This is a genomic window from Mesorhizobium sp. WSM4840 (assembly GCF_055811755.1).
Genome location: NZ_JBVVQD010000012.1, coordinates 171,307 through 184,908, shown reverse-complemented (window position 1 = coordinate 184,908; position 13,602 = coordinate 171,307). Strand labels below are relative to the sequence as shown.

The following is a 13,602-nucleotide window of genomic DNA, read 5'->3' as shown; positions in this document are numbered from 1 at the left end:
CCTCAGTTGGGACAAAGCGCTCCAACGCAGATCACTTTCAAGGTTGACGCGAAAATCGCTTTCTTCACGGACGACTAACTCGCCCCTGTAACAGGCAGGGCAACCGCGTTTGGATTCTTGCGAAGGTGGCCCCCCACCCTAACCCTCCCCACAAGGGGGAGGGAACGCCGCGCGGCGGACACGCCAACGTCACCGCTGAATGCCACGCCAGCAGAAGACACACACACGACTATCAGCGCCAACGGAAGTCTCCCTCCCCCTTGTGGGGAGGGGTTAGGGGTGGGGTACATCGTAGAGCGAAAGCCTCGGCTTTCCAGCTGCGGTAGCCCTGGTGTAACAGGGGAGAGGAACCAAAGTCTGCCAGGCCCGCCCTTCCCGACCAGTCATTCGTCGACCCTACGGAGCTTCCCATGCGCATTGCCGTCCTCGCCGATATTCACGGCAACATCGTCGCCCTGGACGCCGTGCTCGACGATCTCAGCCAGCGCGGCAGTGCTGACCTCATCGTCAATCTCGGCGATTGCGTCTCCGGCCCGCTCTGGCCGCGCGAAACCATGGAGCGGCTTGAAGCGCTCGCCTTGCCGACGGTGCGCGGCAATCACGACCGCCGCGTCGCCCGCGACGCCGCCGATGAAGCCATGTGGCCGTCCGACCGCTACGCGCAGGAGCGGCTGACATCGGCGCAGCGCGAGGCGCTGTTCGCCTTGCCTCTCACGCTGGAGATCGCGCCTGACGTGACCGCCTTCCATGCCCGGCCCGACCACGACGAAAAATATCTGACCGATACGATAGAAGATGGCCGGCTGGTGCGAGCACCACTGGCCGCCATCAAGCGACGGCTGGCCGCGCTCGATCCGGCTTGCCGCATCGTGCTGTGCGGTCACAGTCACCGCAGCGAGCTGATCCGAATCCCAGGCGGCCCGGTCGTCTTCAATCCGGGCAGCATCGGCTGTCCCGCTTATGGCGATTCGACACCGCCGGCGCATGTCTCCGAGCAAGGCTCCCCACATGCGCGCTACGGCATCGTCGACCTGGGTGAGCCGGGCCGCCCCGACCGTTTCGAGGCCATTGCCGTCGACTATGATCACGAGGCGGCGGCGCGGCAAGCCGAACAGGCGGGGCGGCCGGAATGGGCCTACGCGCTGCGCACCGGATTTATGTCCGGCTGAACGCAACGCGTTCATGTCCGGCTGAACGCGGAAACGCGTTCATGCCGCACGCTGAGCTTGCTCATGCCGCACACTGAACACGTTGACGTCGCAGCCGCATTTTCGGGCTTACATAGCGCCACGTCGTCGCTTATAAAATCGACTTGGCCAGCGGTGGCGTTTCGTACCTGGCCGCGCCTTCGGTAATGAATCTATCGCCACGGCCAACATAATGAGGCGCACAGTTACGCTCCGAACGACACTGTACGCGCTCACTGCCCCTCTCCTGCTAACGGCGCTGCTGCCGGCCAGGGCCGAGGAGGCGCCCGTCGTGTCCATCGTGACCGACCTCGCTCCAGGCGATCTCCTGAACGTCCGCGCCACGGCGTCGGCGATAGGCAAGATCAAGGCTCGGCTGCCGAATGGTACGAGCGTGAACAATCTCGGCTGCAACGACGTCAATGGCCACCGCTGGTGCAAGGTTGCAGAAATCGACAACCCGCAACTGACCGGATGGGCTCCTGCGCGCTACCTGAACCCTGAGAATCCGGTGGCCGTTTCGGATGCGGATACTGATCCGACCGGCGAAGGCACCGCCTCTGCAGCCGAGGCCGCGAACCCGGCAACCGCAGACCAGCCGCTGCCCGACCTGACAGCGCGCCTGGGCGCTACCGATCCCGAAACCACAATGACAGCCGCTGAGGCAATCGGCAGGGCCGCCATCGAGGACGCTTACCGCCTGGCGCTCGCTACCAGCGGAAATCCTTCGATCGAGGAGATGCAGACGGCCGCGGCGGCGAAAGCGAGCCAAAATCGCGCCGCCAATGCAGCGGCTCCGGCCAACGCACAAACCGTTGCGCGGCTGCAGCCGCCGGGGCGGCCCGCGCCGGCGCTGGGTGCCCGCAACGAGATTCCTTGCGCGCGCTATGTCGGCCAGCCGATGACCAGCTGCAAGGCGGGCGTTGTCCACACCGGCGACAAGGCCGAGGTGACCGTGACCTGGCCCGATGGCGGCACGCGCGTCATCAGCTTCCAGGCCGGTCGGCCCGCCGGTTCGAATGCATCAGGCGAATTCCGCTACACCCGCGAGGGCAGCCTGAACCTGATCCGTGTCGGCGTTTCCGAACGCTTCGAGATTACCGACGACCTGGCGCTGGGGGATGAGTGGCTAAGGGGAATAAGGCAGTAGGGCAGTAGGGCAATATGTTTAAAAGGCGCTCGAACCACTGCCCTACTGCCCTACTCGCATTTTAGGGGGTTACATCAGGCAAAACTCTTCCCTATAAGGCCCTCCTAGCCTGATACCAGAATCGCGAGCACAACCGGCCGGGTCTTCCCGTCCGGTTTTTCGTGCAAGCCGCCTGCCGAACGGACCCTCGATATGCCAAGACGCACCGACATCAAGTCGATTCTGATCATCGGGGCCGGCCCCATCGTCATCGGTCAGGCCTGCGAGTTCGACTATTCCGGCACCCAGGCCTGCAAGGCGCTCAAGCAAGAGGGTTTTCGCGTCATCCTGGTCAATTCCAACCCGGCCACCATCATGACCGACCCGGAATTGGCCGACGCCACCTATATCGAGCCGATCACGCCCGAAGTGGTGGCCAAGATCATCGCCAAGGAGCGGCCGGACGCGCTGCTGCCGACCATGGGCGGCCAGACCGCGCTCAACACCGCACTGTCGCTGCGCCGCATGGGCGTTCTCGAGCGCTACAATGTCGAGATGATCGGCGCCGACGCCACGGCAATAGACAAGGCCGAGGACCGCGCTTTGTTTCGCGAGGCGATGAAGAAGATCGGCCTGGAAACGCCGAAGTCGATGCTGGCCAACGCCACCGACGTCAAGAACGCCGACCGCAAGACGCACGAGGCCGAACGCGCCGCGCTGAAGGCCGAGAAGCCCGAAAACCTCGACGCCGCGCTCGACGCGCTCGAAACGCGCTGGAACCTCGGCGAGGGCGACCGCAAGCAGCGCTACATCAGCCACGGCATGGCGATCGCCGCACAGGCGCTCGACCATGTCGGCCTTCCCGCCATCATCCGCCCGTCCTTCACCATGGGCGGCACCGGCGGCGGCATCGCCTACAACCGCGCCGAATTCTACGAGATCGTCCAGTCCGGCCTCGACGCCTCGCCGACCACCGAAGTGCTGATCGAGGAAAGCGTGCTCGGCTGGAAGGAGTACGAGATGGAGGTCGTCCGCGACAAGGCCGACAACTGCATCATCATCTGCTCGATCGAGAACATCGACCCGATGGGCGTGCACACCGGCGATTCGATCACCGTCGCCCCTGCCCTGACCTTGACCGACAAAGAATATCAGATGATGCGCAACGCCTCGATCGCGGTGCTGCGCGAGATCGGCGTCGAGACCGGCGGTTCCAACGTTCAGTTCGCCGTCAACCCGGCCGACGGCCGCCTGGTGGTGATCGAGATGAACCCGCGCGTCTCCCGCTCGTCGGCACTGGCATCCAAGGCGACCGGCTTTCCGATCGCCAAGATCGCGGCCAAGCTCGCCGTCGGCTACACGCTGGACGAGCTGGAGAACGATATCACCGGCGGCGCCACGCCCGCCTCGTTCGAGCCGTCGATCGATTACGTCGTCACAAAAATCCCGCGCTTTGCCTTCGAGAAATTCCCCGGCGCCGAGCCGGTGCTGACCACGGCGATGAAGTCGGTCGGCGAGGTCATGGCCATCGGCCGCACTTTTCAGGAATCGCTGCAGAAGGCGCTGCGTGGGCTTGAAACCGGCCTGACCGGTCTGGACGAGATCGAGATCCCCGGCATCGCGCACGGCGCAGCCAGCCACGCCGACGACCGCAACGCCATCCGCGCCGCGCTGGGCACGCCGACGCCCGACCGGCTGCGCATGGTGGCGCAGGCCATCCGCATGGGCACCTCGCTCGAAGACGTCCACGCCATGTGCAAGATCGACCCGTGGTTCCTCGAGCAGATCGCCGGCATCCTGGCCATGGAAGACCGCATCCGCGAGCACGGCATTCCCGAGGACGCCGCCAATCTGCGCATGCTGAAGGCGATGGGTTTCTCCGATGCCCGCCTCGCGTCGCTGGTCCGGAAAGACGTCGAAGATGTACAAAGGATACGCGAAAAGCTCGACGTTCATCCGGTTTACAAGCGCATCGACACCTGTGCCGCCGAGTTCGCCTCGCCCACCGCCTACATGTATTCGACCTATGAGACGCCTTTCGCCGGCGCGCTCGCCAACGAGGCGCAGGTCTCGTCGCGCAAGAAGGTTGTCATCCTCGGCGGCGGCCCGAACCGCATCGGCCAGGGCATCGAGTTCGACTATTGCTGCTGCCACGCGGCCTTCGCGCTGCGCGATGCCGGGTTCGAGGCGATCATGGTCAACTGCAATCCGGAGACCGTCTCGACTGACTACGACACGTCGGACCGGCTCTATTTCGAGCCGCTGACGCCGGAGGACGTGCTGGAGATCCTGCGCGCCGAACAGGCGTCGGGCGAGTTGGTCGGCGTCATCGTCCAGTTCGGCGGCCAGACGCCGCTGAAGCTGGCGGATGCGCTGGAGAAGGCCGGCATCCCGATCCTCGGCACTTCGCCCGACATGATCGATCTCGCCGAAGACCGCGACCGTTTCCAGAAGCTGCTGCACAAGCTCGGCCTCAGCCAGCCAAAGAACGGCATCGCCTATTCGGTCGAGCAGGCCCGCCTCGTCGCCGGCGAGCTCGGCTTCCCGCTGGTGGTGCGCCCGTCCTATGTGCTCGGCGGCCGCGCCATGCAGATCATCCACGACGAAAGCATGCTGCAGACCTACCTGCTCGACACCGTGCCCGGCCTGGTGCCGGAGGACATCAAGCAGAAATACCCCAACGACAAAACAGGCCAGATCAACACGCTCCTGGGCAAGAACCCGCTGCTGTTCGACACTTATCTCTCGGGCGCCATCGAGGTCGATGTCGACTGCCTGTGCGACGGCAAGTCGACCTTCGTCTCCGGCATCCTGGAACATATCGAGGAGGCCGGCATCCATTCGGGCGACAGTGCCTGCTCGCTGCCGGTGCACGCCCTGCCTTCCGACCTCGTCGACGAGTTGGAGCGCCAGACGGCGGCGCTCGCCCGCGCGCTCAATGTCGGCGGGCTGATGAACGTGCAATATGCGATCAAGGACGGCACCGTCTATGTGCTGGAGGTCAATCCGCGGGCGTCGCGCACCGTGCCCTTCGTCGCCAAGACCATCGGCCGTCCCATTGCGAAAATTGCCGCCCGCATCATGGCCGGCGAGACCCTCGAAGACGCCTTCGCCCACTATGGCGCCATGCCCGACCCCAGAAATCCCGGCCACATCGCGGTCAAGGAAGCAGTGTTCCCCTTCGCCCGCTTCCCCGGCGTCGACATATTGCTCGGCCCGGAAATGCGCTCGACCGGCGAGGTCATGGGCCTCGACCGCGACTTCGCGCTGGCCTTCGCCAAGAGCCAGTTAGGGGCCGGCGTCGACCTGCCGCGCTCCGGCACGCTGTTCGTCTCGGTGCGCGACGACGACAAGAAGGGCATCTTGCCGGCGGTCAAGCGCCTTGCCGGCCAGGGTTTTAAGGTAATGGCCACCTCAGGCACCGCGCGCTTCCTCGCCGAGAACGGCGTCGTCGCCGAGAAAATAAACAAGGTGCTGGAAGGCCGCCCGCACATCGAGGACGCCATCCGCAACCGCCAGGTGCAGATCGTCTTCAACACCACGGACGGCCAGAAGGCGGTGTCGGACTCAAAGTCGCTGCGCCGCGCCACGCTGATGCAGAAAGTGCCGTATTACACGACGCTGTCGGGTGCGGCTGCGGTGGCTGAGGCTATTGCGGCGCTGAGGGCGGGGAGCCTGGAGGTTAGGCCGCTGCAGGAGTATTTTGCCTGAGGCGATGGGCCAGAGGGGGTGCTGTCCCGCCAACGCTGCGATTTCTACAGCACCCTGATCCGTCCAGGGCAATCGAACCGAGCCGACGCTCACCTCAGTTGAGAAACCCAATAAATCGTCCGGCGAACAGCACCGACGTCCACAGAGCCATCGACAGCACCGCCAGGATTGTGACGGTCCCGCCGGCCGGCTCGTCACCGCCTTTTGCGCGGCGCATGAAGACGAAGAAGTTGGCGCCGGCGAGAAGGATAAGTGTCATCTTGGTGAGGAAAATCGGCATCGCCGCGTACTCGCTCGCCCTGACTGAAAAGAGCAGCGAGCCCGTGACAAGCGCGCCGGCGAACGCGGCAAATGCAGTGCGGCGCAGCAGCGCAATGAACTCCGCGTAGGGCAGCGAACGGAAGGCGCCGAGGATCCTGAGGTCCATCAGCCAGACGCTGGTCAGCAGCGCGCCGATCGACATGATGTGCAGCGCGTTGACTATGGGATAGGCGACGAAGGAGGCCTTCAGTGCCCGCACCAAGGCGAGTTGCTCGATGCCGGCGAGGAGCTCGTCCATTCAGGCCGGCGGCACGCGGTCGGGATAAACATCATAAGTCTTGCCATTGACGATGATGCGAGATGCTTTCATCCACTTCTCGGTCTCGTCGCGCGAGCGGTGGCCGATCGCGGTCACCTCGTCGCCGACTTTGGCGACCTCCTCGGTGAAGCCGGCGGCGATCGTCCGGGACGGCGGCGCCAAATCCACCCGCCAGACCTCGCCCTCTGCGTCGACATCCAGCGTGGCGTGCGGATTGCCGATATAGATGGCCGTGATCTTGCCCCGGAGTTCGAAAAAACCTTCCTCGGTCCACGACCAGCCGTGATGGGCATAGGCTGCGGTGGCGGCGGCAAGCATCACTGCTGCTGTCAGCGCGACGCTCCGAATCCCGTTGAAAGGTGACTGCATCGCTCGTCTCCTCGGCTCATGCCGTCAGTATTCGAGAGTAGGTCACCGCGCGGCAACGTCAAATCACATCGGTGCGAAGGCCTTCCGCGACGGCCGCCATGTGCCGTTCGTCCAGGCGCTGCCCGATCAATCACCGGCCCGATCAATCACTGGAATGAACGGTCCGGTCTTGCTTATGACATCTATGCGCGCCATGTTCGGGCCCCACCCGCCGCTCTTCTTCTCCATCGGATGAAGGTCGGAGACTCACACCTGAACGAGGCACACCATGAGCAGTATGAGAGACCGTCAGGAAGGCTTCGAAAAGAAGTTTGCGATGGACGAGGACACGAAGTTCAGGGCCATGGCGCGCCGTAACAAGCTGCTCGGCCTATGGGCCGCCGAAAAACTCGGAAAAACCGGTGCGGACGCCGACGCTTATGCGAAAGAGGTGGTGCGCGCGGACTTCGAAGAGGCCGGGGACGACGATGTGTTGCGCAAGATACGCGCCGATTTCGACGCGGCGGGCGTCGCCCAGTCGGATCTTCAGATTCGCGGCGTCATGGACGACCTGCTGGCGACGGCGGTCGAGCAGATCAAAAACACCTGAGAGCGCCAGCGTAAAGCGCGTCGCGACGCGCTTTAAGTTCTTGTTTTTTGTCGCCCAAAACCGCTGCGCACCCTCGGGTCAGGCCCAGGGTCAGGCCCGAGGGCATGCTTTTGGGTGACATGCATTAGCTGTGGGCGGCCACCAGATCCTTTAGGCGCTCTTCGTGCATCCGCAGCGTCGGTAGTGTCTTCTTGGCGAATTCCTTCAGCGCCGGGTCTTCGCCCGACTGCGCATAGGTGGAAAACAGCGCCAACGCCTGCTTGTGCGCCTGCGTCTGCAGGACGATGTATTTCGCCTGGAAGGCATCGCCGTCGAGCTCCTTGAGCTCGTCCAGCATCGCCTGATCCTTCGACAACAAAGCGGGGCCGCTCGCTGTCACCGAGGCCGTGGTCTCGCTCTGCTCGAGAGCTGCCTTGAAATCCTCACCAGCCTTGGTGTGATCCCTAATCATCAGCGAGGCGAAATCCTTCACATCGGCGGCGACGTTCTTTTGTTCGGCCAGCTTGCTGCTTTCAATCTCGAACCGGTTGGCGCTGGGGACCGTTTTGGTGAAGGTCTCGGTCTCGATCTTGGTTTGGCCGACAGCAGGTATATCGGCCGGCGTGGCGGATTGGGCGAAGCCCGCCGGCGCGCCGGCCAGCAAAGCGACCATGGCTAGCGTGAGATGCGTTTTCACAGGAAATCTCCGGGTTTGTGATCCTCGGAGAGTTCAACGCGACACAAGCAGCGAAGTTGCGCGACGGGGACAGGAATGAGGTGTCGGCGACCCTGCCAACACCCCCCGCTCGGCGCCGATACGCCGGAAATATGCTTGGCAAAGCTCAGTGGCAGCAGGCGCCGGCATATTGCAGCTGTTCGTTCCATTCCGGCCGGCCCTCCGGCGTGAAATCCATCAGGTTCCACAGGATCTCGCAGGTGCCGACGGCGCGCGGGTCCTGGCCGGGTTCGGACGGCGCGAAGCCAAGCTCCGAACTCCAGAAATGCCGGATGCCATCGGCGTCGCGATGGAACACCGACAGCATCGGAAGTTGCGCGCCGTCGTCGGCCTCGGCGTGGTAGTCGCGCTTGAAGCTGTTGCCGGCCAAGGAGACCAGCCGCATATTCGTCCAGCCGCGATCGCGGCCAAGCGTGATCAGGTTTTCGAGCGCGGTCTTGCCCACCACCGCGAAATTGAAGCCGGCGGCCTCAAGATGGCCAATGGTGCCGTCGAACTGGTCGAGCAGCGCCGTGCAGGACGGGCATGGCTGGTCCGGTCGTGCGAGCTTCGCCGTGCCGCCGCTTGTCGCCACGTCGCGCGTCTCCTGGGGATGGCGCGGAAACATCATAGAGTAGACGATCAGCGTGTCCTTGCCGGGCGAAAACAGTTCCGACAGATTTATGCGGGCCGGCTTGCCGTCGGCGTTAAGTCCGTCGAACACATAATCCTGTGGCACCAGCCCACCCGGCGGCAGTGCGCGGCGGGCGACGGCCACATCCTCCATGGCGCGGCGCAGCTCGATCTCCTTCTGCAAGAGGGTTTCGCGGGCGGCACGATATTCAGCGGATTCATTGGGAAAGGTGATCATCGTCATCTCCATCAGCCGTGCTTGTGGCGGCGCGCCCCGTACGGCAACGCGCCTTTGCCTCTCAAGGACGCATCGCGAAGGAGGGTTCCGACATTTTTGCGCACACAGGCGGCAGAAGACCCCTCACCCAGCCTCCGCTTCGCTCGGCTGACCTCTTCCTCCAAGGGAGAGGAGACTATCAACGCCGGCGCCAACCTCTTCTCCCCGCCGGGGAGAAGGTGGCCGCGAAGCGGCCGGATGAGGGGGACCTCACATGGGATAGCAGGACAACGAAGCTACTGCGCCGCCGGCACCGGGCAGCTTGCATCGCCCTCCTGGCAGTTGAGATAGCCCTGAAAGTCCTTCAGCCTGATATTGGTGAGGCTCTCCTTGCAGCCGGCGATGACCATTGGATATATGCTGCCTGCCATATCGGTCGGGCCGCCCTGGAAACCGCATTCAGCATCGCGGAAGGCGACCCAGGCGCGCTGCGCACTTACCAGCAGCTTCTTCGTCGCCGCATCGTCCTTCAGCCGGCCCTCGATCTGCCTGTAGACGTGGTTGAGCTTCTTGTCGGCCTCGGTGAATGACTTGCCGGCGCATTCGTTCATGGTCGCCTGGTCCTGCGCGTTGGCGCAATCGTCGGCGTGCGCAACGCCCGCAAGAAGCGGAATGGCGAGGATCACCAGGCCTGTTTTGGCCATACCCGTTTTGGAAAGCAAAAGCCGCATCGTGTTTCTCCGGTTTCGGTCGAGACCCCGCCCGCGGCACGAAAGCCGCAGGATCGCAGCTTAACGCCCGGGCGGTTGCCGGCAAGGTGCAGCCTGCCGCCTTGGTGGACACTTCCTTCCACACTTTACCCCTCGGCCGCTCGCCCGCTGATCGGCTTCGCCGACCGCCCCTCACCCCGCCCAATCGACTTCGAACATCCCCAGCCGCTCGTAGAGCCTGACGGCGGCGGCGTTCTCCACCGTGCTGGTTTTGAGATCGACATGCGCAGCGCCTCGTGCGCGGAAGGCGGCGAAGACGTGCCACATCAGCGCTTCGGCGATGCCTCGGCCGCGCGCCTCGGGGTGGACGGCAAGGTCTTTGACGAACGCCCCCGTCCAGCACAGTGCCGCGCCCGCCAGCCGACCCTTGCTGTCGATAACCAGGAAACACAAGGCAGGGTCGAATTCCGCGTCGCTTGAAATGCGCGGCCACCATTCTTCGAACGGCCCATCGGCGCCATCGTCGAAGACGGTGGTCAGCAGCGCATGCAAAGCGAGCGCGTCGGCGGCCTCGAAGCCGCGCATGACAAAACCTTCCGGCCAGCGCGGCGGAGCAAGCGTGTCGTCGAGGATCTTGCGCAGCCTTATGTCGTTCGGCGCCGGCGGTCGCGGTTCAGGCATGGTGTTCAGGCGTCGGGCTGCAGGCGACGCCGACCGCGGTCGCGGCCAAGGCCGGTTTCTCCCAGCATGCCCTTGCGCTTGGCGTCGTAATAATAGCCGCTCTGGTAGAGCCGGTCGGCCCGTTTGGCGTTGCCGCCGGCCACCAGCCAGGCGCCGCGCAGATATTTCACCGCATATTTCAGATTGGTCTCGGCGTCGAACAACCCGCTCGCCGGCCCGTCATAGCCCATGCCGCGCGCCGTCGCAGGCTTGATCTGCATCAGCCCCCAATGGCCGCGATTGTAAGCCTTGGGATTGAAGGTGCTCTCGCGCTTGACGACACGGCGCACCAGATCGACCGGCACCTCATAGAGGACGGCATATTTCTCGATCAGCCGCTCGATCTCGCCGCGCGGGCCCGCCGAATACTCCTTGGCAGGGCTGGTCGAAAGCAGGGCGGACGGATCCTCAGGCACGACATAGGCGGCCTGCTGAACGCCGGGCATTGTCTTGCCTGTCTCGCCGGTGACCGGCATGGCGACAGCGGCCGTCGCATTGACAGGTGCTGCGCCGGCTGGCGCGGCATCGGCCGTCATGGCTGCAGGTGCAGTTGCGGCCAGCGGAGTCGGGCCGGCAAAGGCGGCCGGCTGGGCAGGCATCGCGGTGGGGTCGACAGCGAGCGCCGCCGTCTGGACAGGCGCGATGCCGGACGATTCGGGCAGCACCGAAACCGTGTCGGGCAGCGCCAGCGTAAAGCCGGCATCAGCGCCCGCGGCGGTGGTTTCAGTCAGGGAACGCACGGCCTTCGTCTGCGGCGTCGAAGTGCAGCCGCTGAGACCGGCCGCAGCGAGCATCACGCCGATCGCGGGAAAGATGATTTTTGCTGGCAAGCCGCGCTCGGGTCCGGTTCGTCTGTTAAGAAAGTCCTTACACCAGCGCCTTTGCCCCGGCAATCCGCAGCCAGTTGGGACCTCGAATGGTTTTCGGGTGGCAGCAGATCCCTGAAAATGCGATATCTCGTTCTCGATATGTACTGGATTCCCATCCGTTTCTGCGGAAAGGAGCACATCATGGAAAGCACCTCTCAAGTCGTCGCCGGCCACACGGTCTTCGAAACCGTGATCGGCTTCATGGGCATCGCCTGGAGCGAGGCCGGATTGACCCGGCTCTGCCTGCCCCAGCGCAACCGCGACGCCGTGGAACGCCGGCTTTTGCGACATGCCGGCAGTGCCGCTTCGAGCGCCCAACCGCAATGGATTAGCGAGCTGATTCTGTCGATACAGGCCTATGCAGCCGGCAAGGACGTCGATTTCTCCGGTGTGCCGGTCGATCTCACCGGCGTCGACGATTTCCGCCTCGCCATCTACGACGCGGCGCGAAAGCTCGCCTTCGGCGAGACCACCACCTATGGCGAACTGGCCAAGCGCGCCGGCCATGCCGGGCTGGCGCGTGAGACGGGCGCGGCGCTCGGCACCAACCCGGTGCCGCTGGTCATCCCATGCCACCGCATTCTTGCCGCCGGCGGCAAGATCGGCGGTTTTTCTGCGCCTGGCGGCTCGACCACCAAGGAAAAGATGCTGGCGATGGAAGGCGTGCGCGTCGGTCCGCCGCCGCCTGCACAGGTCTCGTTTGGATTCTGAGGCCCCGACGTAGCTAGTTCGGAAAGATGCGCCAGCGGAAATGCCGGTCAGTTTCCACCCGCTTGCATTTGTAGACGATGCAGGACTTCGTGTCGGCGCTAGGCACAGAAGCCCGTGCCCTGACCTCGCCCATGTTGCAGAAACGCTGGCTCCGCACATAGCGGTCGTAGAGCGGCAGCCCCGGCACGCGCGTCGACTGGTAACGCAGGATGACCGCGCCTTCCCGAGCGATCGTCGCCCGCACCGTACCGCAACTCATGCGGCTCGGGTCGTAGCGCGAGATCGCCTGCGCCTCGGCGGCCACCAGCGTCAGGCAGGCGGCAAGCAGAACAGTTTTCATGGTCCTCTCCCCAAACAGGACCGGGCGCTCGAAGGCGGCGCGATTTTCCCCGCAACGCGCGATAAGCGGTGCAACCCTCCGCAACGCGCGACGTTGCAAGGCTTTCAGGCGATTGGGGCGGCCATTGGGCAGCGCCGCATCAGCACCTTTTTTCGTGCAGTCTTGTTTTTTGCGGAGAAGCAGACTATATGAGGTCCATTGATATTTCGGCCGATCGATCCGGGCCTCGCGATATTCGCGTTTGCTGACGTCTATCCCCAAAATCTCGATACAAACCGGCTGGACTTAGGTTCGGTCAAGCTAAAGCAAACGTATAAGGACTATCGAAATGGCAACAGGTACGGTCAAGTGGTTTAATTCCACCAAGGGTTTCGGCTTCATCCAGCCTGACAGCGGCGGCGCGGACGTTTTCGTCCACATCTCAGCAGTCGAGCGCGCTGGGCTGTCGACCCTGGTCGAAGGCCAGAAGATCAACTTCGAGATCGAGCAGGACCGCCGCACTGGCAAGTCGTCCGCTGGGTCTCTGAGCAAGGCAGCCTGATTTTGCGAATGGCGCGCGCCGGGCGACAGCTCGGGGCGCGCGGCAAGTCACGGATGTACTGACGGTCGCGCGAGAAGCGCACCGGAGCGGAAAGACACCGACAAGCCGAAGCAGCAGATTGCTGTGGGCCCGGACCAAACGCTCCCGATCAGGCTACCAAGCATGGGAAGGCGGGATTATGTCCCGCCTTTTTGCTGTCCGGATTCCGGATGAAACAGCCACCTTGGCCTTATTGTTCCAGTCATGGTATTTTTAGCCTATGAGCAAGCTCGAACAGATCGAAAAATCCGTTGCCGAACTGAGCCCTGAGGAGCTGAAGGCGTTTTGCCGCCTGGTTCGAGGCGCTGCAAGCGGACATATGGGATCGGCAGATCGAAACCGACGCCAAGGCCGGCAGGCTGGATAAACTTGCCGAGCAGGCCTTGGCTGACCATCGCGCCGGCCAGACCCGCCCCTTCTGAATCACACGGCTACGCCTCATCACCCAATCCGAAATACGCGCCACGGCCGAAGGCCGCAAGCCCGACCGGGCGTCGCGCCGGCTACAGAGCCGCGCGTCCTTTTGGACGCGCAAAGGACGCGTAGCACTTTGATCTTGCGCA

14 protein-coding genes and 1 pseudogene are annotated in these 13,602 nt (G+C 63.9%); 7 read left to right on the top strand and 8 right to left on the bottom strand.

Annotated elements, in window-relative coordinates:
* The first annotated feature begins 410 nt into the window (after positions 1 to 410).
* The 3 genes from AC0L3I_RS18085 to carB all read left to right on the top strand — a co-directional run bounded on the left by AC0L3I_RS18085 (position 411) and on the right by carB (position 6,027).
* On the top strand, positions 411 to 1,169 hold the full coding sequence (locus AC0L3I_RS18085; RefSeq protein WP_473527760.1) for a metallophosphoesterase family protein: 759 nt from the start codon (positions 411 to 413) through the stop codon (positions 1,167 to 1,169).
* 310 nt (positions 1,170 to 1,479) lie between these two features.
* The gene (locus tag AC0L3I_RS18080) at positions 1,480 to 2,337 is read left to right on the top strand and encodes an SH3 domain-containing protein (protein ID WP_473489010.1); all 858 of its coding nucleotides are present in this window, start codon (positions 1,480 to 1,482) and stop codon (positions 2,335 to 2,337) included.
* A gap of 192 nt (positions 2,338 to 2,529) precedes the next feature.
* Positions 2,530 to 6,027 (top strand): carbamoyl-phosphate synthase large subunit, encoded by a 3,498-nt coding sequence (gene carB / locus AC0L3I_RS18075; protein WP_123148379.1) that lies wholly within the window; start codon positions 2,530 to 2,532, stop codon positions 6,025 to 6,027.
* A 94-nt stretch (positions 6,028 to 6,121) separates the two neighbouring features.
* Here the strand turns inward: carB and AC0L3I_RS18070 are convergent, their stop codons facing one another.
* Together AC0L3I_RS18070 and AC0L3I_RS18065 are read right to left on the bottom strand one after the other, a co-directional pair.
* The gene (locus tag AC0L3I_RS18070; protein ID WP_123148380.1) at positions 6,122 to 6,586 is read right to left on the bottom strand and encodes a DUF6644 family protein; all 465 of its coding nucleotides are present in this window, start codon (positions 6,584 to 6,586) and stop codon (positions 6,122 to 6,124) included.
* A complete protein-coding gene (locus AC0L3I_RS18065) occupies positions 6,587 to 6,976 on the bottom strand; it encodes a DUF6152 family protein (RefSeq protein WP_473489011.1) in 390 nt (129 codons plus the stop codon). It abuts the gene before it with no gap.
* Between the two features lie 268 nt (positions 6,977 to 7,244).
* Between AC0L3I_RS18065 and AC0L3I_RS18060 the strand changes: the two genes are divergently transcribed.
* Entirely contained in the window at positions 7,245 to 7,565 is a 321-nt protein-coding gene (locus tag AC0L3I_RS18060) for a DUF1476 domain-containing protein (protein ID WP_473489013.1), read from the top strand.
* A 124-nt stretch (positions 7,566 to 7,689) separates the two neighbouring features.
* On the opposite strand, the gene AC0L3I_RS18055 is transcribed toward AC0L3I_RS18060, so the two are convergent.
* From AC0L3I_RS18055 to AC0L3I_RS18035, 5 genes are all read right to left on the bottom strand, one after another.
* Positions 7,690 to 8,241, bottom strand: coding sequence for a DUF4142 domain-containing protein (locus AC0L3I_RS18055; protein WP_473489014.1), 552 nt, complete (start codon positions 8,239 to 8,241; stop codon positions 7,690 to 7,692).
* Positions 8,242 to 8,386: 145 nt separating this feature from the next.
* A complete protein-coding gene (locus tag AC0L3I_RS18050; RefSeq protein WP_473527759.1) occupies positions 8,387 to 9,130 on the bottom strand; it encodes a DUF899 family protein in 744 nt (247 codons plus the stop codon).
* A gap of 275 nt (positions 9,131 to 9,405) precedes the next feature.
* The gene (locus AC0L3I_RS18045; protein WP_473527758.1) at positions 9,406 to 9,840 is read right to left on the bottom strand and encodes a lysozyme inhibitor LprI family protein; all 435 of its coding nucleotides are present in this window, start codon (positions 9,838 to 9,840) and stop codon (positions 9,406 to 9,408) included.
* Positions 9,841 to 10,011: 171 nt separating this feature from the next.
* The gene (locus AC0L3I_RS18040) at positions 10,012 to 10,500 is read right to left on the bottom strand and encodes a GNAT family N-acetyltransferase (RefSeq protein WP_473527757.1); all 489 of its coding nucleotides are present in this window, start codon (positions 10,498 to 10,500) and stop codon (positions 10,012 to 10,014) included.
* A 5-nt stretch (positions 10,501 to 10,505) separates the two neighbouring features.
* Positions 10,506 to 11,369, bottom strand: coding sequence for a transglycosylase SLT domain-containing protein (locus AC0L3I_RS18035; protein WP_473527756.1), 864 nt, complete (start codon positions 11,367 to 11,369; stop codon positions 10,506 to 10,508).
* Positions 11,370 to 11,549: 180 nt separating this feature from the next.
* On the opposite strand from AC0L3I_RS18035, the gene AC0L3I_RS18030 reads away from it, so the two are divergent.
* Entirely contained in the window at positions 11,550 to 12,119 is a 570-nt protein-coding gene (locus AC0L3I_RS18030; protein WP_473527755.1) for a methylated-DNA--[protein]-cysteine S-methyltransferase, read from the top strand.
* 13 nt (positions 12,120 to 12,132) lie between these two features.
* On the opposite strand, the gene AC0L3I_RS18025 is transcribed toward AC0L3I_RS18030, so the two are convergent.
* Entirely contained in the window at positions 12,133 to 12,459 is a 327-nt protein-coding gene (locus AC0L3I_RS18025; protein WP_473489018.1) for a hypothetical protein, read from the bottom strand.
* Between the two features lie 328 nt (positions 12,460 to 12,787).
* Here AC0L3I_RS18025 and AC0L3I_RS18020 point away from each other — a divergent pair, with 328 nt between their 5' ends.
* Positions 12,788 to 13,000 (top strand): cold-shock protein, encoded by a 213-nt coding sequence (locus AC0L3I_RS18020; protein ID WP_023678332.1) that lies wholly within the window; start codon positions 12,788 to 12,790, stop codon positions 12,998 to 13,000.
* Between the two features lie 259 nt (positions 13,001 to 13,259).
* Positions 13,260 to 13,461 (top strand): annotated as a pseudogene (locus AC0L3I_RS18015) (hypothetical protein).
* Positions 13,462 to 13,602 lie beyond the last annotated feature (141 nt).

What these genes read in the sequence shown, in the direction of transcription:
- AC0L3I_RS18045 (WP_473527758.1), bottom strand. Translation starts at nt 9,840, where the DNA reads ATGCGGCTTTTGCTTTCCAAAACGGGTATGGCCAAAACAGGCCTGGTG.
- AC0L3I_RS18030 (WP_473527755.1), top strand. Translation starts at nt 11,550, where the DNA reads ATGGAAAGCACCTCTCAAGTCGTCGCCGGCCACACGGTCTTCGAAACC.
- AC0L3I_RS18085 (WP_473527760.1), top strand. Translation starts at nt 411, where the DNA reads ATGCGCATTGCCGTCCTCGCCGATATTCACGGCAACATCGTCGCCCTG.
- carB (WP_123148379.1), top strand. Translation starts at nt 2,530, where the DNA reads ATGCCAAGACGCACCGACATCAAGTCGATTCTGATCATCGGGGCCGGC.
- AC0L3I_RS18050 (WP_473527759.1), bottom strand. Translation starts at nt 9,130, where the DNA reads ATGATCACCTTTCCCAATGAATCCGCTGAATATCGTGCCGCCCGCGAA.
- AC0L3I_RS18040 (WP_473527757.1), bottom strand. Translation starts at nt 10,500, where the DNA reads ATGCCTGAACCGCGACCGCCGGCGCCGAACGACATAAGGCTGCGCAAG.
- AC0L3I_RS18020 (WP_023678332.1), top strand. Translation starts at nt 12,788, where the DNA reads ATGGCAACAGGTACGGTCAAGTGGTTTAATTCCACCAAGGGTTTCGGC.
- AC0L3I_RS18065 (WP_473489011.1), bottom strand. Translation starts at nt 6,976, where the DNA reads ATGCAGTCACCTTTCAACGGGATTCGGAGCGTCGCGCTGACAGCAGCA.
- AC0L3I_RS18060 (WP_473489013.1), top strand. Translation starts at nt 7,245, where the DNA reads ATGAGCAGTATGAGAGACCGTCAGGAAGGCTTCGAAAAGAAGTTTGCG.
- AC0L3I_RS18070 (WP_123148380.1), bottom strand. Translation starts at nt 6,586, where the DNA reads ATGGACGAGCTCCTCGCCGGCATCGAGCAACTCGCCTTGGTGCGGGCA.
- AC0L3I_RS18025 (WP_473489018.1), bottom strand. Translation starts at nt 12,459, where the DNA reads ATGAAAACTGTTCTGCTTGCCGCCTGCCTGACGCTGGTGGCCGCCGAG.